Genomic DNA, 20946 nt, shown 5'->3' with positions numbered 1-20946 from the left:
GCCTCAGCGCTCTCCCGGGCCCTGGTGGCCGATGAGGGTCTTCTGATCCGTGGGGCGGTCCGGCGGCATGCTGGGGGGCATGCTCTCGCCGTGGGAGCCGATGCCGAGCCCGGATACACCACCGGAGACGATGAACGCCATCATGTCCGTCGGATGCACGTCGAGGGGTTCCACCAGCTCCTTGGGAACGATCAGGAGATTGCCCGCGAAGTTGTAGGACTGCGGGAAGTAGACCGCGACGTGGCCGGGGAGGTGCAGGCCGTGCAGCGTCTCCCGCGTCACGAAGCCGAGGGCTCGCGCGGATTCGGTGAAGGCGACGGCGACGGGACGGTCGAAGCGCTTCTTGTCGCCGACGAAGGCGTTGATGAGATCGCGGATTGAAGTGTACAGCAGCTTCAGCAGCGGAACGCGGGTGAGCGCATTCTCCATGCTGCGCACCACGGCCTTGCCCACGACGTTCGAGGTGAGGAACCCCACGAGCGTGACGATCCCGACCGTCACCACCAGTCCGAGGCCCGGGATCCCGATGGGGATCAGCCTGTCGACGGTGGAGATCAAGAGCCAGCCGATGTACAGCGTCCCCACGACGGGAGCGAGCACCAGGCAGCCTCGCCAGAAGTACGACAGGATCCTGTTGGCCATGCGCGGGCACATAGCGGAATCCGCGGAGGATCGCGAGAGTGACGGATAGCCGCGCCCGGCGCCTCGCGTTCGCAACGATCGCGAACTTCGCGTTCTTCGTGGGCGTCACGGCCTTCTTCACCTTGCCGGTGCGACTCCAGGCGCTGAACGCGTCGCGGGCGGAGATCGGCCGGGTGATGGGCGTGTTCGGCCTGGCGAGCTTGTTCGCCATTCCCGCCACCGGGGCGCTGGTGGATCGCTACGGTCGCCGTCCCTTCGTGATCGCCGGCTGTGTGGTGTGGTCGCTGGTGGCGCTCTTGTTCGCGCGGGTGGAGACGATGAGCGCGTGGCCCTACGCCCTGCGCTTCCTCCACGGGCTCTCGTTCTCGTTGGTGTTCGTGTCCACCAACGCGCTGATCGTCGAGCTGGCGCCGCCGGGCGGGCTCGGCCGCGCCATCGCGGTGTTCGGTACCACCACCTTGGCGGCTCACGCCGTGGGGCCGTCCGTGGGGGAGTGGGTCGCTCACCGCTGGGGCTTCGCCCTGTTGTTCTCGGTCGCCGGCGCATTCGGCGTGCTGGCCTTGTTCGGGTTCTTGCGGGCGGGGGATTCCGGCGCCGTCGCCGCCGACGCCGACGCCGAGCCCATCGGCATGGCGCGCTTGGCGCTGCGCCGCGGTGGCCGCGGCGTGCTGCTGGGAGGGCTGTCCACGGCCCTCGCCTTCGGTGCGGCCATCAACTTCGTGCCCGTCTTCGTGCGGGCCCGGGGGCTGCCGAGCCACGCGCCGTTCTTCATCGCCTACGTGGTGAGCGCCGTTGGGGTGCGGCTCTTCGCCGGCGGGCTCGGGGATCGCGTCGGTCACCGCCGCGTGGGCATCGTCGCCGCGCTCTTGTTCTCCGTGGCCGTGGCCAGCCTGGGAGCGGTGCACGGCGTGGGGCTGCTCGTGCTCCTGGCGCTGATCTTCGGCGCGGGTCACGGCTTCGCGTATCCGTCGATGAACGCGCTGTTCGTTCAAGACGCGCCGCCCTGGGCTCGCGGTCGCGCCATGGCGCTGTTCAACCTGGCGTTCAACATCGGCATGACGCTCGCGGCGTTTCTTGCCGGAGAGCTCTCGGAGCGCTTTGGCTACGGCGTGATGTTCGGCGTCCTCGGCGCTGCCGCCAGCCTGGGCGCGCTGGCCGTGGCGCTGGACCGACCTATTGCTTCAGATCCAGCTTGAGCACCCGAATGGCATTCTTGGAGTAGATCTTCTCGAGCACGTCCCGCGGCAGGTTGATGCCGCTGATCTTCCAGTTGCCCTGAATGGGCGTGGGATGATCGAAGTCCACGTCCGCCGTCTCGAAGTAACGATAGCTGGCGGAGAAGAAGCGCTTCTCTTCCTCCTGGGTCGGTGGCTCGCTGCCGCTGGAGCCGAGGAACAGCGGCGTGGGCTCGGGTCCTACGCCCAGATCCGAGCCGTACAAGATGCGGTCGGCGAACTCGACGAACAGCGCGCGCATCTTGTCCGGTGGATAGCGTCCCATCTCCGGGATCCGCGCCGCGGTGTCGACGTACATGTTCGGATACTTGCGCAGCATGCGCGCGACGCGCTCGGGGTGCTCCGCGCAGTTGCCGAAGTGGACGGAGATGAACGTGGTCTTCGGGTGCCGCGCGATGCGCCGCTCGAGCTGCTTCTGGATCTCGTCGAAGCTCGGCACGTCCCTGCCGTAGAGCGACCAGCCGGGGTGCGCCGTGAGCTCGGCTTTGCGCGCGTTTTCGTCGTCCACCGGGAGCCAGAACGCCTCCGGATCTCCCGCGTGGATTGCCACCGGCATGCCCAGCTCTCCGGCGGCTTCGAACACCGGATCGAGCTCCGGATCGTCCACCGGGATGAGCTCGCCATCGGGGCCCCGGAGCGCCAAGCCCAGCGCTTTGGTGATCTTGAGGCCCCGTGCGCCTTGCTTGTGGGCCAGGCGGAGGGCTTGGGCCATGCGCTCTCCATAGCCCGGGGCCTGGGCTTGCTCGTAGGCGAGGGCGGCGAACACCGTGACGCGTCCGCCGGAGGCCCGAGCGGCGGCGATCTGCGTCGGAAGATTGTCGAGGGGGTGCCCACCGGAAAGATTCACCACGTGGTCGAACCCGTACTCCGCCATCAGCTTCTTCAGCCGCGGTACCCCCGTGGCGGACAAGTGCACGTGCACGTCGATGCGATAGGGCCGCGGCTGGGCGCTGGCGCTGGCTAGCGGAGCGGGTGCCAGCCCGCGCTCGCGCCGAGAGACCACGATGGCGATCACCGCGATCACGGCGAGGACTGCAAGGAGCAGGACGGAGCGCCGCGACGCCTTCACGCGTTCGATTATGCACCCCTTTGACACCGGCGCCATCGCGGCTTAGGTCACCGGCCGTGATGAAGACCCCTTGGATTTGTTTGTTCGCGTGTGTCGCCTTGGGCGCGTGTCAAGACAAGGTGCCGGAGCCGGAGTCGCGGGTGCAGCCGAGCGCCACGCCCGAGCCGGCGGTGGCGTTGCCACCCGCCAGTGCATCGGCGGCGGAGCCGGCGGAAGACGCCGCCGCTCCCAAGAGCGTCGACAAGCTCGAGAAGATCGACGAGAAGGTCGGCAAGGGCCCGGCGGCAAAGTCGGGCGACACCGTGAAGGTGCACTACACGGGCCGCCTGATGGACGGTACCAAGTTCGACAGCTCACTGGATCGCGACGAGCCGTTCTCCTTCACCCTGGGTCAGGGCCAAGTGATCAAGGGCTGGGACGAAGGCGTCGTCGGGATGAAGAAGGGCGGCAAGCGCAAGCTCGTGATCCCTTCGGACATGGCCTACGGCAAGCGGGGCAGCCCGCCGAAGATCCCGCCGGATGCGCCGCTGCAGTTCGAGATCGAGCTGCTCGAAATCGGGAGCTGACCACGGCGCTTCGCCAGAGCATGGATCACGGGCGGCCCCAGATTTGATTTTGTCGGGCCGGCGCGGAAACCGTTCGGATGCGGAACCTTTGCCCGAATGGAACGCGCAACGCTGGCGCGATCCGCGAGGCCCTGCGCAGACTCACGCCATCGAACGAGGCGCGGGATCAGCGTGCGCGCGCGGCGGCGTCGGCCAGGGACTGGATGCGCCGGACGGCGAAGCGATCCGTGGGGCTGGTGGCCTTCTGATCGAGATCCGCGGCGTACTTGCGCAAGAGCGTGCGGTCGATGGCGAGCTTGCCGACGACGGCGTGGGCCTCCTCCACGACGTCGAGGGGAAGGGGACGGCCGAGGGTGTGGAACAGCCGGATGGCGTAGTCGACCCAAGACGGCTTCTTGGTGGCCAGGGCGATTCGAATCGCGTAGCGCGCGGCGTCTTCCGCGAGGCCGCTCGGCAACTTGAGGCCGGCTTCGGCCTCGGACAGGGCGCCTTCCAGCATGCTGGTCATCAAGCGCTCGGCTTCGTCCCCGCGGCCCAGGGCCAGGGCCTTGTCGACCACGCGGGCGAGGAGCGAGAAGGCGTCCTTGCGCCGGGCGGTGACGGACACTTCGTCGCTCTCGGGCTCGACGCGAACTTGCACCGTGACGGCCTTCTTGACCTCCGGCGCAGTGGCGGGGCGATCCTCTCCCAGCCTCACTACCTCGAGCATCTCGTCCGCCACGCTCACGCGCGTGCCGACGTCGACCTCGATGCGTCCCTTCAGGGGGCGGGAGTCTATTTTCACGCCATTGATGCTGCCCAGGTCTTCCACCATGACGCCGACCGGAGTGACGATGATCTTCGCGTGCCTGCGCGAGACCAAAGGGCTATCCAGCACGATCTGGCAGTCCGTGCCGCGCCCCACCAGAGTTTCTCCGAGCGGGAGCGGAATGGTGCGATTGCCGTGGCGGACGGCGTAATGCGGGCCGGCCGCGGCGGTGCCGCCACCCAGCGTCGTCTTGTTGAGATCCTTCGGCGCCACGGCGACCTGAGCCTACGCCGCCACTTCGCCTCGGTAAAGCATCCGCGATCTCAATCCGCGCGGGGATAGCTGCCCAGCACGCGTACCCGTCCGGCGTGGCCAGCGAGGCTTTCGAGCGCGCGGGCCACGGTGGGATCACTCCGGTGCCCTTCGAAGTCCGTGAAGAACACGTAACGCCAGATGTGATCCACGGCAGGTCGCGACTCGATGTGCGTCAGGTTCAACCCGGCGTCCTCCAAGAGCTCGAGCGCGCGTCGAAGTGCGCCCCGCTCGTGGCGTACGGAGAAGGAGATGCTGGTCTTGTCCCGGCCGCTGGGCGCCGCATCCTCGGTCCCGAGAACGACGAACCGCGTGACGTTTTCGGCGCGATCTTGGATGCCCTCGAAGAGCACCGAGAGCCCGGCGAGGTCCGCGGCCAGGCGGCTGGCTACCGCCGCGGAGCGGTCGTCTTCCGCGGCCTCGCGGGCGGCGGCGCTGGTGGAGGGGGCGACGACCAGCTGCGCACGCGGCAGATTCTCCGCGAGCCAGCTGCGGCACTGCGCCAAGGCCTGGGGGTGGGAATACACGCGCTCGATGGAGCCGCGGTCCCCAGGGCGCCCGACCAGACAATGGGCGATGTCCATCAAGATCTCGCCGCGGATCATCAGGTCGTTGCGATCGAGCTCGTCGAGGGTCGCGCTGACCGATCCTTCACTGGAGTTCTCGATGGGCACCACGCCGTAGCTCGCGTGGCCCCGCAACACCGCGTCGAAGACGGCGCGGATGGTGGTGGCTTCCACGTAGCGCGGCGAGAGGCCGAAGGCGCTCTCCGCCGCCATGTGGCTGAAGGTACCCGGGGGGCCCAGGTAGGCGATGTCGAGCGTCTGCTCCAGCGCCAAGCACGCGCTCATCACTTCACGGAACACCGCCCGGATGCCGTGCTCCGGAAAGTCTCCGGCGCGAGCCAGCAGCCGTGCGATCACGGCACGCTCGCGCTCTGGGTCGTGCATGCCGGCGCCCTGCTGGCTCTTCTCGTCGCCAATCGCTCGCGCCAAACGAGCACGCTCGTCCAACAGGCCGAGGATCTCGTCGTCGATCGCGTCGATGCGCGTTCGCTTCTCGTCGATGCTCATGGGGCATCGCTCGGCCCGAGCTCGATGCGCCGCACCGAGCTCGAGCCGACGGTGAGCTCACTTCAAGACGTCGGTGAGCTTCTGCAGCTTCATCGCCAAGCCCATGTCGCCTTCGATCTTGAGCTTGCCGGAGAAGAACAGCTGCTGGCCGTTGGCCTTGCCGTCGAGCATGTCGACGTAGTCGCTGGCCGCCATCTTGATGGTGCACTGTGCGTCGCCGTCACCCTCGGTCACGCCGGGGTTGTCCTTGAGGTTCATGACCCAAGTGCCACCGTCGTCCCCGGCCAGCACGAACTTGTACACCGCGCCGATGCCAGCGGCGGCGTCCTTGTTCGCCTCGATCTTGGTCTTCGCCTCTTCCATCTTCTCTTTGGCAGTCGCCATGCTGTCTCTCCTGTTTTTGTTTTCGTTGCTCCCGCCAACCGGCGGATGAGTCGTCAGCGTTCGAAGGACTCCACGAAGCGTTGGTGGCGTCCGGTCCAGATCCAGAGCACCAGGCTCTTGGCGCGTTCGCGATCGCGGCGGCGGATCGCGTCCACCACGTGCTCGTACCCTTCCGTGATGGAGCCCGGGCTCACCCACAGGGTCTCCAGGTAGGGGGTGTACTTCTCGAGCAGCCCACGCACACTGTTCAGGAGCAGGCGGGGGACGATGTTGTGCGCCGCCTGCGCCAGCTCGAGGTTGAACTCGAAGTCGAGCCAGAGCAGCTTCGAGAGGTTCTTCTCGCCCTGCATCTTGGCCACCGTCAGTGTCAGCCGCGCGAGGTCGTCGTCGCTACGGCGCTCCGCGGCGAGGCCCGCCAGCTCCTTGGTGAGCATGCGGGCGAACTCGAGCAGGCCCGCGAGCACGGTGGTGTCGACCATGCCATCGGGCGACACCGCGAGGTACTCCACGACCTCGAGCCCGGCGTTGTCGCGATAGTCGAGCACCACGGTGCCGACCCGCGGTCGGCGCTCGATGAGCCTCAGCTCCTCGAGCTTGTTCATCGCCTCCCGCACGGTGAAGCGGTGCACCGACAGCTCCTCGGCCAATGCGACCTCGGGCGGCAGCTTGTCGCCCGGGGCCAGCTCACCGCTCAGGATGCGCGCCTTGAGCAGCTCCAGCACTTGATCCGCTCGGGTCCGCTTGCCCCGAGTGGGCACCCCCGTGTCGGCTACTTGCTTCCGCGCCCTGGCAGTCACCGGTGGCGGTTCTAGAAATGAATGGTCCAACAATCAATGCAAAATGTTGGACCATTGCAAAGTGATGGAATTATGGACAAAATTACGAAACGGCCCGCGGGCTGGTAGCCGTGGGCCGTTTCGCGGAAGCGCCGAGGGCTCAGTGCTTGCTGGGTAGCTTGAGCTTGCCTGTGGAGGGCGCGGTGGTGGTTGCCGTGGTGGTGGCAGTGGCCGTAGCGGTGGCCGTCGGCTCCGCGGTCGCGACCGGCGTGGTGGTGGCCGTCTCTGTCGGGGCGACGGTCTGGGTGGGGGCCGCCGTTTCCGTGGCCGTGGCGACCGCGGTGGCCGTTTCCGTGGCGGTCGGAGCCGGGGGTGGGGGCGTGCTGTCGGCGGGACGCTGCTGGGATTCGATGACGCAGCCAGCGGCGACGGACGCCATGGCAACCAAGAACGTGAGCGCAGACAAAGCTTTGGGGGTCATGAAGGCTCCTCTCGAGCGGGTTTGGCCGAGGTTACATCGAACCCGGGCCCGGCGCGACGGCATGTCGGCCAAGGTGATACGGGCCATCCGGCGCGAATATTCTCAGCTCCCGAGCTGCCACAGCAGAAATGCATACAGATCCGCGTACTCCTCGGCCACTTTGCTCATGGGTTTGCCCTGGCCGTGGCCGGCGGCGTCCTCCGTGCGGAGCAGCACCGGCCGCTTGCTGGAGGTCGCGTGCTGCAGGGCGGCGGCCATCTTTCGTGCGTGCATGGGATCCACGCGGGTGTCGCCGTCCGCGGTCATCATCAACACCGCCGGGTAGGGCGTGTGCTCCTCGACGTGATGGTACGGCGAGTAGGCGTACAGCCACTCGAACTGCTGGGCGTCGTGGGGCGAGCCGTACTCGCTCACCCACAGCTTGGCGATCAGGAAGTTGTCGTAGCGGAGCATGTCCGTGAGCGGCACTGCGCTGACGGCGGCGCGGAACAGCTCGGGATGCTGGGTGACGGCGGCCGCCACCAATAGCCCACCGTTGGAGCGCCCGTAGATGCCCAGGCGTTCGGTTCGCGTGATGCGCCGTTCGATCAAGTCGCGGGCGACGGCTGCGAAGTCGTCGAACACGTTCTGTTTCTTGTCGAGCTGCCCGGCGCGGTGCCAGTCCTCGCCCAGCTCGCCGCCGCCGCGCAGGTTCGCCTGCACGTACACGCCGCCTTGCTCCAGCCACGCCAGGGTGATGCGGCTGAAGCGCGGCAACAGGCTGACGTTGAAACCCCCGTAGCCATAGAGCAGCGTGGGGGCATCCGCGGTGTCGATCGCGACGTCCTTCTTGTGGACCAGGAGGTACGGCACCAGTGTGCCATCCGCGCTCTTGGCGTTGCCGCGCTGCACGGCAAAGTCGCTGCCCACCACCGGGGCGGAGACCTCGGCGAACACCTCGGTCTTGCCCGAGTGTACGTTCAAGCGCTTGACCACCGGTGGGTGGGCGATGGACTCGAAGTCGTAGAAGGCTTCGTCGCCATCCGGCAGGCCGGTGACGCCGCCGTTGCTGCCCAACGTCGGTAGGCTCACCTCACCCAGGCGCTTGCCGGAGAGGTCGAAGCGCAGCAGACGAGAGCTGGCGTCGTCCAGGTAGCCGACGAAGAGCTGGCCGGCCACGACGTTGAAGTCGTTCAGCACGTCGTGGGCGTGCTCGGGGATCACGAGCTTCCAGTTCTTGCGGGCAGGGCGCGCGGGATCCACGGCGTACAGCGCGTAGCGCGGCGCGCCCTCGTTGGTTCGAACGTAGATCCGGTCGTTCACCGCCAGCGGGTCGTAGACGTGCTCCGCACCTTCGGTGAGCTCCGTGAGCACGAGCTTCTTGTCGTGGGTGTCTGCCAGCCAAACGCTGCTCTTGCTCCACCCTTGGTGCACCCGCACCAAGAGCCAACGCCCGTCCGGCGAGATGGTACAGCTCGGGAAGTCCGTCATGTCCGCGGACTCGAAGATCAACGGATCCTTGTCGGAATCGCTGCCCAGCACGTGCTCGTAGATGCGCCGGTGGTACTTCTCTTCGTCCTTGGGCACCGAGCCGGGAGCCGGAAAGCGCGAATAAAAGAAGCGCTTGCCGCCCGGGAGCCAACACACCGAGGAGTAGCGCGCGCGGGTGATGCGGTCCGGCAGGTCCTTGCCCGTCGCCACGTCACGCACGAACAGCGTGCTCTCTTCCGTACCGCCCTCGCTCACGCCGTAGGCGAGGAGCGCGCCTTCCGTGGAGGGCACGTACCAGTCCAGCGCGGTGGTGCCGGCGGCGCTGAGGGCGTTGGGATCCACGAGTACGTGGTCCTCTCCCGAGGCGCCGTCGCGGTACAGGAGCACCGGCTGGTTCTCGTGTCCGTGCCGGCGCGTGTGGAAGTAGCGGCTCTTTCTCGCGCCGCGGCGGACCGTGGGTAGGGAGATCTCGCCGATGGTGAGCAGCTGGGTGATGCGAGCGTGCAGCGGCTCCCACACCGGCAGCGCGCGCAGCGTGTGCTCCGTGCGCCGGTTCTGCGCTGCGACCCAGGCTTTCACCTCGGGATCGTCGGAGCTCTCGAGCCAGCGGTAGGGATCCGCCACCCGGCGGCCGAACCAGGTGTCCACCACGTCGTCGCGGCGGGTGAAGACAGGGGCGTCGGACTCGAGGGACTGAACCATGACGGGGGTGATGGCGGCGGGCTTGGGCGCGGGCGGCGGAGGCTCGGCCGGCAGCGGGGAGAGGCTCGTGCAGCCCCCGAGCCACGCCGCGAGCAGGACGCCCCCACCGAGGTGGAGCTTCATGAGGCCGTGAGCTTACCGCCGTTTTGGACAGCGTGGGGTGGGGCAGGCAAGATCGGACGCGATGCGACTCTTGGCTGCCGCCCTGTGCTCCATTGCGCTTTCGGGCTGCACCCGCGCGGATGTCGCCGAGCCCAGTGCTGCGCGCTCCGCCCCGCCGTCCGAACCGCGGGCTTCCGCGCCGGCCCGACAGGAATCTGCCCCCGAGAGGAAGGCCGAGCCCGAGCGGCCGGTGGCCATCCCCTGGCTCAAGGGGCAGACCCACGTCCACACCGAGCGCTCCTACGACGGCCACACGCCCCCCGAAGAGGTAGTGCGCTTCTACCAGGCGCGGGGCTACGACTTCCTTGCCATCACGGATCACAATCGCATCACGGTGGTGGATGCTCCGCCGGGGATGCTGCTGATCCCGGGGGTGGAGCTGACGCAGAACTCCACCATCTGCGATCCCAAACCGGTGCAGGGCTACCGCTGTCTGTTTCACTCCACGGCGCTGTTCGTGGATCCAGCCAAAGACGAGCGCCACGGAGAGAAGCTCAGGATGCCCTTCGTGCCGGGTCGCCGCGAGGCGTTCCAGGCGCAGTTCGACTTTGCCGAAAAGCTCGGCGGCATCTACGTGCTCAATCATCCGTCGTTCCATTTCGCCGCGGACGCCCGCACCATCGTCCAGCTCGCCAAGCACGGCCTGAAGTTGGTGGAGCTGATCAACGCCGGGCTCGACCAACAACACCCGGACGGGCGCGAGGCCGCGGAGCGGCGCGCGGAAGAGCTGTGGGATCAGGTGCTGAGCTCCGGCGTCACCGTGTGGGGCTTGGCGACGGACGACGCGCACCACTTCTCGGACGCGGCGGAGCGTAGGAAGATCGGTAAGTTCGCCTACACCGGAGATCGCGCTTGGATCATGGTCCACGCCGAGAAGAAGCCTGCGAAGATCCGCGAGGCGCTGCTCGCCGGGCACTTCTACGCGACGACGGGCGTGCTGTTGGACGAGGTCGAGCGCTCGGCCAAGGCGCTCTCGGCGGTGGCCCGGGGCAGCGGGCCCTTCGAGTTCGTGTTCGTCGGCAAGGACGGCCGCGAGCTGTCGCGCTCGAGGGGAGTCAGCGCCCGCTACGAGCCCAAGGGCAACGAAGGTTACGTGCGCTTGGTGGTGAGCGATACGAACGGGCACAAGGCCTGGCTCCAGCCGGTGCCGCTTGGCTGAGCATCGCCTGTTCGTCTATGGATCCCTCAAGAGGGATGGGCGCCACCACGATCACATGGGCGGCGCGCGCTTCGTGGCGGAGGCGGAGACGATCGACGGTCACGTGCTGGTCGCCCAGGGCGACTACCCGGCGCTCGGGCGGGGTGAGGGTCGTGTTCGTGGTGAGCTGTTCTTGGTCAGCGACGCCTTGCTGGCGGAGCTCGACCTGTTCGAGGACTGCCCGCGCCTGTACCGGCGGGCGGAAATCACGCTGTCCGACGGCTCCCGGGCGCTGGCCTATTGGCGCCCCGAAGATTGCTGATTTTTGGGCCAAACGCCGTGGCTTTGGCATGCACCCTCCATGGCAATCGGACAGAAGTCGCGCGTCCTCGGCGTAGGCCTCGCGCTCCTCGCCCTGGCGGCTTGTGAGGGCCAGACCGAGCTTTTTGGGGAAAAAGCGCCCGGAGCGGTGAAGCTAAAGCCGGAAAACGGCGGCGCGCAGGTGGACGGGGAGGACTGGTCTCAGGTCCCGGTGCCCCCGGCCGATGGGCCCAAGCTGGCCCCCATCGCGATGATCACGCCCATCTATCCCAAGCCCGACAAGAAGTCCGACGCGATCGGCTACCTACGGGTGGGCGCCCGCATCGCCCGCTCGGCGGAGCCGGTGAGCAAGCGCGACTGCCCCGGCGGCTGGTACGCGGTGCGTCCCGTCGGCTTCGTGTGCGTAGGACCCGATGCCACCCTCAAGCTCGACAACCCCATCGCCAAGGCGATCCAGGTGGAGCCGAACCGCAGCTGGCCGATGCCCTATCGCTACGCGTTCATGCGGTCCATCGCGCCGAACTACCTGAAGATCCCGTCCAAGGCGGAGCAGTTCCAGTACGAGATGCGCCTCGAGCGACACCTCCGCAACTGGAAGAAGCTGCGAGAGCGCTGGGATGCCCTGGACGTGGGCGCCAACGACGTGCCGCTCGACAAGGACGGCTACGCCATCGGGAAGATCCCCGAGCACGCGCAGCCGATGGACCAGAGCGAGCGGTTCGGAGGCGACGGTCACGACGAGGTGCCTTGGTGGCTCAAAGGGGAGCGACGCATCCCGAACCTGTCGTCGTTTCGAGCGCCGCCTTACGCCGTCATCGCCAATCGGCTCAAGCGGCACGCGGGCGTGGCGTTGATCGGAACCTTCGTGGCCGGTCCCGAGTCGCAGGATCGGCGCTTCGCCATCACCACCGATGCCCGCTTGGTGCCGGCTGACAAGCTGAAAGCCGACTCAGGCTCACCGTTCCACGGGTACTCCATCCGCGACGAGGGACTGCCCGTCGCCTTCGCACGCAAAGCCGGCGCCACCTGGTGGGACCTCAAGGACGGGAAGCTCGAGCACGGCGAACGCCTCGGTTGGCGCGAGTTCATTCCGCTCACCGGAACCGTCCGCGCGATCCAAGGCGTGCGGATGGTGGAAGCCAAGAACGGCCGCTGGCTCAGGAGCTCGGATCTGAAGACCGCGGCCAAGCCCAGCAAGCTGCCGAGCTGGGCGAAGAAGGGCGTGAAGTGGATCGACATCTCCATCGTGAGTCAGACGATGGTGCTGTGGGAGGGCGAGCGCCCGGTGTATGCCACGCTGGTGAGCACCGGCCGTGGCGGTCTGGGCGAGCCCGGCAAGACACTGAGCACGCCCCGCGGCACGTTCCGCGTGTACGAGAAGCACGTCACCACCACCATGGACTCGGACGTGGCGGATCACGAGTTCGAGCTGCGGGACGTGCCCTGGGTGATGTACTTCAAGGGCGGCTACGCCATTCACGGCGCCTACTGGCACGACGACTTCGGTCGCGTGCGCTCCCATGGTTGCGTCAACGTCGCTCCCATCGACGCGCGCTTCACGTTCTTCTGGGCGAACCCCGAGGTGCCGGAGCACTGGCACGCGGCCTACTCCAGTGAGGCGCTGGGGCAGGGCACCATCGTGAACATTCACCCCTGACGCTCACTTCGTCGAGCGTACGGACACCTTCAGGGTGACCTGTTCCGGCGCGCCGGTCGCGAGGCGCGACCCGGGCGGCGGCGAGAGCGCACGGTACAGTGTGGTGGTCTCGTCCAGGCCGGACAGGTCCACCGGCTCGGTGCGGATGTCGTTGTACTTCCAGCGCTCGTCCTTCCGCACCCGGAGCTTGACGGTGCGGGGCATGGCTTCGATGCGAGCCAAGCGCAGACCGGCGTGGAGGCGTCCACGCACGGTGGCCTTCACCGGAACGTCCAGCAGCACGGTCTCCCGCGCCGTCACGTTGACGGTGTCGGGGTCGATACGCCGCACCTGTACGCCCCCGGGCAAGGACAGGTCCTGGTCCCGGAGCAAGATGCGCTGGTCGCCGGGCTTCAGGCGATTGGCTTGGATGGTGAACGCCAGGTGATCCGGCGACAGGGGCAAGAACGCCCGCTCGGGACCCATCAGCGTGACGCGGGCCTCGGGCGGCTTCGGCTCGTCGAGCAGCCACTCCTCGGGCACGTCGCGGAACACGATGGGGACGGTGAGGGTGCGCGACACCTGACTGCTCTCACGCCCGATGACGACCACCCAGGCGATGACGGCCACCAGCACGGACACGGCCTTCACCCCCAGGTCGCGAGCGAACAGTCGTCGCCACACGCTCGGACGCTTCTCGGGCCAGGTCTCCTGCAAGAAGCGATAGATGCGCTTGCGGAGCTGCTCGGAAGTGGCCAAGGGCTCGAGCTTGCCCGCTTGGGCCACGGAGATGGTGCCGCGCTCCTCACTGACGACGACCACCAAAGCGTCGGAGCATTCCGACAGACCGAGGGCCGCGGTGTGGCGTGTGCCGTACACGGCGTCGTCGGGTACGCGCTGCGACAGCGGCAACCGCACGCCGAGCTTGCGCAGTAGTCCATCGTCCACGATGACGGCGCCGTCGTGGCCCGCGGAGCTGGTGTCGAAGATGCTGGCCAGGAGCGGCACACTGATCTGCCCCTCCACCACGAAGCCGCCGGAGAGATGCCGCTCGAGGGGCTCCCGCCCACGGAACACCACCAGTGCGCCGATGCGCTTGTCCGACATTTCCGACAGCGCCGTGACCACCGGCTCCACCACGGCTTCGTGGCGGCTCGTGGTGCGGCGCAGGGGCAGCCGACCCTCGATCGCGATGCGCTCGAAGACGCGGCGGATCTCCTCCTGGAAGATCACCACCAGCGCGACCAACGCCACGGTGATCGTCGCCTGGAAGATCAAGAGCGTGAGCACCATGTCGAACAGGCGCGCGGCGAAGTACAAGCCGATGAGCGCTGCCAGGCCGCCCAGGGCGAAGCGCGCGTGGGCGCGGCGGATCCAGCTGATGGTGACGTACAACGCGGCGGACACCACGATGACGTCGAACAGATCGGCGAGGCGTGCCCGGAGCCAGAGATCTCCAAGCAGGTCGTTCATGGCGAAAACCAGTGCTCCGGCATGCTCTGGGACACGAGCTCCGAGACCCCGAAGCCGTAGATGCGTCCGTTGTGGGCGACGTCCTCCGCGAAGGCGGACAGCTGATAGCAGCGCACCACCACGCTCGCGCGCTCGAAGCGCTGTGCCACCCACAGCGCCGTGCGGAGATTCTCCGGGTCGTCCCCGGCGCCGACCACCACGAGGGGCTCGCGCTGATCGAAATGGGCCGCCGCACGCTGCCACAGCCGTGGATCCCCGAGATCGCCTTCGATGCAGTGGCGCTGGTAGTCGCCGGCAAAGCCGACTTGCTCGTCGAATTCGGCGGCGCGCCGCTCGGCCATGCGATCGAGGATCACGACGGTGTCGAAGCGGCCGGCCTCCTTCTCCTGGAGCTCCTTGAGCACGGTCTGGCCGAAGCGTCCGAAGCCGGCGAGCACCACGCAGTCGAGAGGGTCGGTCCGCTCGAAGTGCTCGACGATTCGGGTCTCCACCAGATGACAAGCGGCAATCTGGTGCGTGTTGAACACCTCCGCGTGGCGCGAGACCGCGGTGCCTTCGAGCACGCTGGCCATGCGCAGATCCGAGACGTGCACCATGATCCGCTTCGAGAGCTCCGGCACCAGCGACAGGATCTTGGCGGCGGCGTCGAGATTCGAAAAGTCGTCGTCCGAGAGCAGGGCGACGCGGGCTGCGCGCTCGAGGTGCAAGGTCGCGAGAAAGTCGGCGTCGGTGACGTCGCCCATGGCCACGTGGGCGCCGTGAGCCTCGCGTAGCGTGTCGATCTCCGCGTGCGCCGTCCGGGACTCCACCACCACCACCGGCACGTGGGGGTGCTGCCGGCGCAGCCGCCGAAGATACAGGGTGGTGAGCTGATCGGCGCCGAAGACCACGAAGTGGCCGCGCAATCGGTACAGCCGCCACAGCTCCGGCGTGAGCACCCGCACGATGGCCTCCACCAGCGCGGTGGCGGTGATCGCCGGAGCCGCGAAGTACGAGAACCACGCCAGGCTGACGGCGAAGGTGGAGCCCTTCAAGGGGACACCGAGATCCGTCCCGCCCAACACGAACAGCGACATCGCGTAGTACACCCGAGCCAGCATCGGCTCGCCGGCGATGTCGGGGCGTGCACTCGGTTGGGCGCCAATGGAGAACGCCACCAGGGCGCAGACGAACACGAAGACCAGCGCGAGAGCCCTCCAGCGGAACCACTTCCAGATCCCGCCCAGCCGGCGTCGCCGCTGCGTGCTCATCGACCTCGTGCAACGAGCAGCAGAACCAGGACGGCCAGCACGGCGCTGGACACCAGGGCAGCGACGCTCATAGGCCGAGACGATCGAACAGCACGCGCGGCTCGCGGAAGTAGTACGCCGCTGCGGCCGCCGCGAGCAACACGAGCACGAACAGCAGCAGCCACACGAAGCCGCTGCCACCCTTCTTCTTCTGCTCGGGCGCGGGCATCGACACCGGCGGCGGCGCCACCGGAATCGGGGCGACGGGCGGGGGCGCCGGCGTCGGCTCGGGGACGATCGGCACCGGCTCGGGAAACGGCGCGGCCAAGCGCTCCGCGGCCGCCACGGCGGGCTGTTCGAGCAACGTCGTGGGCTGATCGTCTTGGAAGATGGTGGTGGGCTGGTCGTCGTCGAACAAGCTGGTCGGCTCTTCGTCGGCGAAGTCTTCGGGCCCCGCGGGCTCGGGGTTCTTGGCCAGCGCGTCGAGGGAGAACAGCACGGAGTCGTCGTGGCGCGCCCCGGTGAGGTGCGCGTCCTCTTCCGTCGTCCAATCCGGCGAGGACGGCACCGCGCGGGTCACGTCCTCGTGGGCAGCGTCGTCCATCAGCTCGTCCACACCCACGTCCATGGTGGTGGCCGGCTGTCGAGGGGGCCCTTGCATCTCGTCGAGCAAGCTGGCCTCACGCAAGAGCTCCGCGGCTCGGGGCGCGTCCATGCTCACGGTGACGTCGTCGAAGCTCACCGCGTCGTCGTCGAAGGGCGCGTTGAGATCCGGCGAGGACCAGCTGCCCGGTTCTCGCCAGACGCCGCTGGAGCGGGAGGGCGGCAGACCGTCAGAGACGATGGTGCGGTCGTCGTCGTCCGACTCCTCCGGCAGCGGCGCCAGGCCGCGAGCGCTCAGGGCGGCGGCAATGAGCGGGATTTCCCAGGGCTGTTTCCAGTCCTCCATCCCGTCCGCCCAGATGAACGTTTCCTGATCGATGGCCCCGCGGGCGTACAGCTCGACGACCTCGTTGGTGTTCAGCTCCTCGTGCTGGTCGTCCGTGATGGCCACGGTCCATTCGGGCTCGTCCCCCGACTCCGAAGCGGCGGGCTCTTCGGCCACCGGAGCCATGGGCGGCACCGCGGGCTCCTCCACTGCGGGCGCGGGGATGCCGATCATGGTGCGCTTGTTGGCCGACACCCGTCGCGGCGCAGCGCCCGCCGCCGTGGGCCGCGGCACCGCCGCCGCGGGCTTGGGGGTGGGCTTGGCCTCCGCGACCACCGGCGGAGGCGAGGGTTCGTCGTCCGCGCCGGGACCACCGAGGCCACCGAGGAGCGTCTGCTTCGCCGGGTTGCGCTGTCGCGTGCGGGCACCGGGCACACCGGCACCGGGCTCGTGCCAACCACTCGGGCGATCGTCCAGCGGCGAGAATCCGCCGCCCACGTTCTTGGTCGCGACCAGCTCCGGTTCGGGCTTGGCGGGCTCGAAGGGCTTCGGCGCGGGCTTCGGTTCGGGCTTGGGCTCCGGCTTGGGTTCCGGTTTGGGTTCGGGCTTGGGCTCGGGTTTGGGCTCGGGCTTGGGCTCCGGCTTGGGTTCCGGCTTGGGTTCCGGCTTGGGTTCCGGTTTGGGCTCGGGCTTGGGTTCCGGCTTGGGCGCGGGCTCGGGCGCGGGCTTGGGTTCCGGCTTGAATTCCGGTTTCGGCGCGGGCCTGGGCTCCGGCTTCGGCGCTTTGGGGGCTGCCGCACCCAGAACCGTGCCGTCCACTACGATACCGGCGCCGCAGTGCTTGCACTTGATGCGGACCTTGCGTCCGCGCACCTTCGCGTCCGGAACGGCGTAGCGCGCAGGGCAATTAGTACAGGTAACTTCCATCAGTTGCCGAGCGAGGGCTCGTCCAGAGACTATTCCAGCGGGTTTCGTTTCGCCACTGCCCTTTTCCGAGCACCTCCGGCCCGGGAGTCTAGAGTCCAGAAGGCCCATGACCGGCCCCTCGATCGATCTGCGCTGGGCGGGTGCAGCGCGCGTAGGATTGGGAGCTGCCCTACTCCTCGATCTGCTGCGTCGCGCCCAGGTGGCCCGAACGTTCTTCAGCAACGAGGGGGTGCTGCCCAATCACGTCGCGCTCCTCCGCGAGCACACGCTGCCGACGTTCTACATGTCCCTCAGCCGTCCCGGCGAGGTGGCCGTGGGCTTGGCGCTCACCGCCGTCGTCTACCTGCTGTTCACCATCGGGTTTCATACCCGCGTTTGTCACCTGCTGGCGCTCGCTTGCTTGGTGGGCTTGGGGCTTCGGAACCCGCTGGTGCAAGCGCCCGCCGAGCCGCTGCTCGCCGCGCTGCTCGCGCTCACGGTGACGCTCCCGCTCGGACGCCGTCTGTCGATCGACGCCCTGCGCGCGAGCTTGGCGCGTCGCCACGAGAAGTCCTCGGCGGAGCTCGCGGACCGGGAGTCGCCGGCCGTCAGCCATCGGAGCATCGCCGTCGCGGTGCTCGTGGCGACCTGGTCGCTGCTGCATGTGCTCGGATGTCTGGATACCACCGACGCCTCCCTCGGATACCTCCTGCATCACGACGCTCTGGTCAGCGGAGTCGGTCGTGCCCTGCGCGAGCCCCTGTCCCTCCCATGGGTCGCCCGCGGCGTGCGCCTCGCGCTGCTTGCCCTCGCGCTGCTGCTGCTGATTCCACGAGCGCGACGCCTCGCCGCCCTACTCGCGGGCTTGCTGTACGGCGGCCTCGCCCTCACCACCGAGCTCGATCTGTTCGCCTTCGTGCGCTTTTTGCCGTTCGTGCTCCTGCTTCGGACCCCGGGCCTCGCCGCCCGGTGGTTCGCGAGGGATTCGCGAAAGCGAACCGTGATCTTCGACGCCGACTGCGGCATCTGCCTGCTCGTGTCGCGGGTTCTCGTCCGCCTCGATCCGTTTCGCCGCCTGACCTTCGTGGGCAATGACGAGCTCGAGCGCATTCCCGATGCCGTACCCCGTGACGTCCTCGAGACCAGCGTCGTCGTGATCGACTCGAAGGGTGGGGTGCACACCGAAGAGCGCGCCGTCTTCGAGATCGGCCGGGCGCTGCCTTTTGGCATTTTGATGTTGGGGTGGTGCGGAATCCCGGGGCTCGCCGCCATCGGTCGTCGCGGGTACCGCGCGATCGCGGAGCGTCGCATCGCGATTTCGTCGTGGCTCGGCTTGGGCGCGTGCGGCATGCCGCACGCGCCCTCGGGAGGCGGCGCCACGGCGCCGCCTCCCGCGGAGCACCCACGGCTGCGCGCCGTCGTCGCCCTGAGCGTCGCGGCGCTCATCGTCGCCGGCGTCGCGCACGACTCGCCGTGGCTCGCGGCGCTGCTGCCGCCGCCGCCGGCGGCGGCGGCGGCCGCGCGCGCGCCCTGGGCGTCGCGCCGCTGGTCGGACGTCCTCCGCGGAGCATGGACGCCTCGTCGTGGACGCCACCCTGGCCGACGGCCGCCACGTCGATCCGCTCACCGGCCGCGAGCCGAGGCTCGCGGCCGGTGGCCCCGCGCTGTCCCGCTGTGGGCCGCCTACGGCCGTCACCTGCGCGAGCCGCGCTTCGAGGCCGAGCGCGTGCCCTTCCGCAGCTGGCTCGTCGCTCGCACGGAGCCCAAGGCGACGACGCTCACGGTGTGGTGGGTGCGCGAGCGCGCGCCGGAGCCCGGCGCGAGCTCCGCCACGCCACTGCCCCCCGTCGAGCTCTCGCGCGCCTGACGCCCCTGTTCATGTTGGGACCGAAGCCCTGATGCGCTGGCTCGCCGTCCGCTACGCGTCCGCCGACCCGCGCTCCCTCGCCCTGCTGCGCATCGCCCTCGGTCTGCTCTTGGCCGTGGACGTGCTCCGGCGCTTCCCGGATCTCGCGGCGCATTACTCCAACGCCGGTTGGCGTCCGAACTACGCCGTCTTCGCCCACCCGCTCACGCCGCACCTGTTCTCGCTGCACCTTTCGCTGAGCACGCCCACCGCCGTGGCGGTCCTGCTCTCGCTGCAAGTAGCGGTCAGCCTGCTGTTGTGCGTGGGCTACCGCACGCGCTGGATGCAGCTCGCCTCGGCGCTGCTCGTCACCAGCTTGGACAGTCGCACGATCTTGCTGGAAAACGGCGGCTTCGTCGTGCTGAACCTGCTGGCCGTGTGGACCCTGTTCCTGCCCCTGGGGCGGCGCCTGAGCGTCGACGCCTGGCTCGCCTCCTGGCGCGGAGACGTGGAAGGCAGCGTGGACGACCTGAACCGCAGGCTTCCGCGCGATACGACGCCCGTCGTGTCCCTCGCCATCTTCGCGCTCATCGCGCAGTGGGCGGTGATCTACTTCTTCAACACCGTCCACAAGGACGGCAGCACCTGGCACGACGGCACCGCGGTCTACTACTTCTTTCAGCAGGACCGCATGCTCACGAGCTTCGGCGGGCTGGTACGCCATCACATCCCGTTCGCCGTGATGCGCATCGCCACCTACGCACCCTCGCCATCGAGGCGGCGCTGGTGGCGCTGCTGTTGTCGCCGGTGCTCACCCAGCGGGCGCGCATGCTCGCCTGGGGGCTCGCCCTGGTGCTCCACGGCTCCATCGCGGCCGTCGTCAATCTCGGACCGTTCTCGTGGGCGATGGTGCTGGTGTTCTTCGCCTACGTGCCCGCCTCCGTCTGGAGCAAGCGCGCCCAGGGACGCCCCGAGCAAGTGGTGGAGCTCGATCCCGAGCGTGCGGATCACCTGGGCGTCGCTCGTGTGATCCGTCGTCTGGACCTCTTCCAACGGGTACGCTTCGCGGCCGGGTCGGAGCTCCGCCTCGAAAGCGGCGAGAGGGGCGTTGCCGCCGTCGTCGCCCTCGGCCGCTCGCTGCCTTTCAGCCGGATTATTCGGCTGTTCGCCCGCCCGATCCACTGGCTCGCCAGCCACCAGGGGGTGCGCGAGCGCCTGGCCCGCGGCGTGACGCCGGGCGAGAGCCAGGTTGCCGATCCGCCGTCCGACGCCGCGCGCGCCGTGGTGCGCTGGCGGCGCATCGCCGCCGAGGCGCTGGTGGCGCTCTTGCTCTACGCCAGCGCGCTGCAGGTGTTGATCGAGAACCGCGGTGTGCCCGCGTCGCTCAAACCCCAAAGGCCCCGCTGGCTCGAAGCGTTGGTGATCTACCCGCGCATGTTCCAGGGCTGGAGCATGTTCGCGCCCAACCCACCGGCGGAGGACGGCAAGATTGTCGTCGATGCCGTCACCGTGGAGGGTCGCCACGTCGATCCGCTGACGGGCCGCGCGCCGGACTTCGACGTCAACCCCCCGGGCGGCTTCCACTTCGATCAACTGTGGGGAGATCTGCATCGGCGTCTCGCCGATCCCAAGTTCGCGGCGCTGCTGCCGGGCTTCCGCGACTACTTGATGCGCTACCCGGAGCGCACCGGACGCGCCGAAGACCGCATCGATCGACTCGAGATCTGGTACGTGAGCGAGCACGTGCCACCGCCCGGAGTGCCGCCATCACCCCCCACGCGCCGCCGGCTGCTCGGCGGCGCGTCGTTTCCACTGCTCCACGCCCGGTGATTGCGCGCTCGGCGCCGAG

19 protein-coding genes are annotated in these 20946 nt (G+C 68.5%); 8 read left to right on the top strand and 11 right to left on the bottom strand.

Annotation, left to right across the window (positions count from 1 at the left end):
* Positions 1-3: 3 nt before the first annotated feature.
* Positions 4-642: a DUF502 domain-containing protein gene (locus H6717_11060; protein ID MCB9577552.1), complete on the bottom strand. Its 639-nt coding sequence runs from the start codon at positions 640-642 to the stop codon at positions 4-6.
* A gap of 38 nt (positions 643-680) precedes the next feature.
* Between H6717_11060 and H6717_11055 the strand changes: the two genes are divergently transcribed.
* Entirely contained in the window at positions 681-1838 is a 1158-nt protein-coding gene (locus H6717_11055; protein ID MCB9577551.1) for an MFS transporter, read from the top strand.
* Here H6717_11055 and H6717_11050 read toward each other — a convergent pair.
* Positions 1816-2946 carry an amidohydrolase family protein gene (locus tag H6717_11050; GenBank protein MCB9577550.1) on the bottom strand — a complete coding sequence of 377 codons (1131 nt, stop codon included), beginning with the start codon at positions 2944-2946 and terminating at the stop codon, positions 1816-1818. The genes H6717_11055 and H6717_11050 overlap by 23 nt on opposite strands.
* A gap of 59 nt (positions 2947-3005) precedes the next feature.
* Here H6717_11050 and H6717_11045 point away from each other — a divergent pair, with 59 nt between their 5' ends.
* Positions 3006-3512 carry an FKBP-type peptidyl-prolyl cis-trans isomerase gene (locus H6717_11045; GenBank protein MCB9577549.1) on the top strand — a complete coding sequence of 169 codons (507 nt, stop codon included), beginning with the start codon at positions 3006-3008 and terminating at the stop codon, positions 3510-3512.
* A gap of 166 nt (positions 3513-3678) precedes the next feature.
* On the opposite strand, the gene H6717_11040 is transcribed toward H6717_11045, so the two are convergent.
* From H6717_11040 to H6717_11015, 6 genes are all read right to left on the bottom strand, one after another.
* Positions 3679-4533 (bottom strand): FHA domain-containing protein, encoded by an 855-nt coding sequence (locus tag H6717_11040; protein ID MCB9577548.1) that lies wholly within the window; start codon positions 4531-4533, stop codon positions 3679-3681.
* A gap of 50 nt (positions 4534-4583) precedes the next feature.
* Positions 4584-5645, bottom strand: a complete 1062-nt coding sequence (pheA, locus tag H6717_11035; protein MCB9577547.1) for a prephenate dehydratase — start codon at positions 5643-5645, stop codon at positions 4584-4586.
* A gap of 57 nt (positions 5646-5702) precedes the next feature.
* Positions 5703-6029, bottom strand: a complete 327-nt coding sequence (locus tag H6717_11030; GenBank protein ID MCB9577546.1) for an SCP2 sterol-binding domain-containing protein — start codon at positions 6027-6029, stop codon at positions 5703-5705.
* Between the two features lie 53 nt (positions 6030-6082).
* The gene (locus tag H6717_11025; GenBank protein ID MCB9577545.1) at positions 6083-6787 is read right to left on the bottom strand and encodes a FadR family transcriptional regulator; all 705 of its coding nucleotides are present in this window, start codon (positions 6785-6787) and stop codon (positions 6083-6085) included.
* A gap of 178 nt (positions 6788-6965) precedes the next feature.
* The gene (locus H6717_11020) at positions 6966-7286 is read right to left on the bottom strand and encodes a hypothetical protein (protein ID MCB9577544.1); all 321 of its coding nucleotides are present in this window, start codon (positions 7284-7286) and stop codon (positions 6966-6968) included.
* Between the two features lie 102 nt (positions 7287-7388).
* Positions 7389-9581: a S9 family peptidase gene (locus tag H6717_11015; protein MCB9577543.1), complete on the bottom strand. Its 2193-nt coding sequence runs from the start codon at positions 9579-9581 to the stop codon at positions 7389-7391.
* Between the two features lie 61 nt (positions 9582-9642).
* Between H6717_11015 and H6717_11010 the strand changes: the two genes are divergently transcribed.
* From H6717_11010 to H6717_11000, 3 genes are read left to right on the top strand one after another with little or no spacing between them, the layout of a single operon-like run.
* Positions 9643-10779 carry a CehA/McbA family metallohydrolase gene (locus H6717_11010; protein ID MCB9577542.1) on the top strand — a complete coding sequence of 379 codons (1137 nt, stop codon included), beginning with the start codon at positions 9643-9645 and terminating at the stop codon, positions 10777-10779.
* Positions 10772-11080 carry a gamma-glutamylcyclotransferase gene (locus H6717_11005; GenBank protein MCB9577541.1) on the top strand — a complete coding sequence of 103 codons (309 nt, stop codon included), beginning with the start codon at positions 10772-10774 and terminating at the stop codon, positions 11078-11080. The genes H6717_11010 and H6717_11005 overlap by 8 nt, the downstream gene beginning before the upstream one ends.
* A 39-nt stretch (positions 11081-11119) precedes the next feature.
* Positions 11120-12736: a L,D-transpeptidase gene (locus H6717_11000; protein ID MCB9577540.1), complete on the top strand. Its 1617-nt coding sequence runs from the start codon at positions 11120-11122 to the stop codon at positions 12734-12736.
* Positions 12737-12739: 3 nt separating this feature from the next.
* Here the strand turns inward: H6717_11000 and H6717_10995 are convergent, their stop codons facing one another.
* From H6717_10995 to H6717_10985, 3 genes are all read right to left on the bottom strand, one after another.
* Complete coding sequence (locus tag H6717_10995; protein MCB9577539.1) at positions 12740-14188, bottom strand: DNA integrity scanning protein DisA nucleotide-binding domain protein; 1449 nt, start codon at positions 14186-14188, stop codon at positions 12740-12742.
* Positions 14185-15438: an NAD-binding protein gene (locus H6717_10990; GenBank protein ID MCB9577538.1), complete on the bottom strand. Its 1254-nt coding sequence runs from the start codon at positions 15436-15438 to the stop codon at positions 14185-14187. Before H6717_10990 ends, H6717_10995 begins: the two co-directional genes overlap by 4 nt.
* A 67-nt stretch (positions 15439-15505) precedes the next feature.
* Positions 15506-17272 (bottom strand): zinc-ribbon domain-containing protein, encoded by a 1767-nt coding sequence (locus H6717_10985; GenBank protein ID MCB9577537.1) that lies wholly within the window; start codon positions 17270-17272, stop codon positions 15506-15508.
* A gap of 106 nt (positions 17273-17378) precedes the next feature.
* On the opposite strand from H6717_10985, the gene H6717_10980 reads away from it, so the two are divergent.
* The 3 genes from H6717_10980 to H6717_10970 are packed head-to-tail and all read left to right on the top strand — an operon-like array spanning position 17379 to position 20927.
* Complete coding sequence (locus tag H6717_10980) at positions 17379-19118, top strand: DUF393 domain-containing protein (GenBank protein MCB9577536.1); 1740 nt, start codon at positions 17379-17381, stop codon at positions 19116-19118.
* A 31-nt stretch (positions 19119-19149) separates the two neighbouring features.
* Positions 19150-20127 (top strand): hypothetical protein, encoded by a 978-nt coding sequence (locus H6717_10975; GenBank protein MCB9577535.1) that lies wholly within the window; start codon positions 19150-19152, stop codon positions 20125-20127.
* Positions 20028-20927 (top strand): hypothetical protein, encoded by a 900-nt coding sequence (locus tag H6717_10970; protein MCB9577534.1) that lies wholly within the window; start codon positions 20028-20030, stop codon positions 20925-20927. The genes H6717_10975 and H6717_10970 overlap by 100 nt, the downstream gene beginning before the upstream one ends.
* The last annotated feature ends 19 nt before the right edge of the window (positions 20928-20946 follow it).

It is taken from the genome of Polyangiaceae bacterium, assembly GCA_020633235.1.
Lineage (GTDB): Bacteria > Myxococcota_A > Polyangia > Polyangiales > Polyangiaceae > JACKEA01.
Note: the sequence above shows the minus strand (reverse complement) of the source record. Positions and strands in the feature narration are given on the sequence as shown.

Excerpts from the sequence above, each read along its gene's own strand:
- H6717_11015 (MCB9577543.1), bottom strand. The coding sequence starts at position 9,581 with ATGAAGCTCCACCTCGGTGGGGGCGTCCTGCTCGCGGCGTGGCTCGGG.
- H6717_11010 (MCB9577542.1), top strand. The coding sequence starts at position 9,643 with ATGCGACTCTTGGCTGCCGCCCTGTGCTCCATTGCGCTTTCGGGCTGC.
- H6717_10975 (MCB9577535.1), top strand. The coding sequence starts at position 19,150 with ATGCGCTGGCTCGCCGTCCGCTACGCGTCCGCCGACCCGCGCTCCCTC.
- H6717_10995 (MCB9577539.1), bottom strand. The coding sequence starts at position 14,188 with ATGAACGACCTGCTTGGAGATCTCTGGCTCCGGGCACGCCTCGCCGAT.
- H6717_11020 (MCB9577544.1), bottom strand. The coding sequence starts at position 7,286 with ATGACCCCCAAAGCTTTGTCTGCGCTCACGTTCTTGGTTGCCATGGCG.
- H6717_11045 (MCB9577549.1), top strand. The coding sequence starts at position 3,006 with ATGAAGACCCCTTGGATTTGTTTGTTCGCGTGTGTCGCCTTGGGCGCG.
- H6717_10985 (MCB9577537.1), bottom strand. The coding sequence starts at position 17,272 with ATGGAAGTTACCTGTACTAATTGCCCTGCGCGCTACGCCGTTCCGGAC.
- H6717_11030 (MCB9577546.1), bottom strand. The coding sequence starts at position 6,029 with ATGGCGACTGCCAAAGAGAAGATGGAAGAGGCGAAGACCAAGATCGAG.
- pheA (MCB9577547.1), bottom strand. The coding sequence starts at position 5,645 with ATGAGCATCGACGAGAAGCGAACGCGCATCGACGCGATCGACGACGAG.
- H6717_11000 (MCB9577540.1), top strand. The coding sequence starts at position 11,120 with ATGGCAATCGGACAGAAGTCGCGCGTCCTCGGCGTAGGCCTCGCGCTC.
- H6717_11060 (MCB9577552.1), bottom strand. The coding sequence starts at position 642 with ATGGCCAACAGGATCCTGTCGTACTTCTGGCGAGGCTGCCTGGTGCTC.
- H6717_10980 (MCB9577536.1), top strand. The coding sequence starts at position 17,379 with ATGACCGGCCCCTCGATCGATCTGCGCTGGGCGGGTGCAGCGCGCGTA.
- H6717_10990 (MCB9577538.1), bottom strand. The coding sequence starts at position 15,438 with ATGAGCACGCAGCGGCGACGCCGGCTGGGCGGGATCTGGAAGTGGTTC.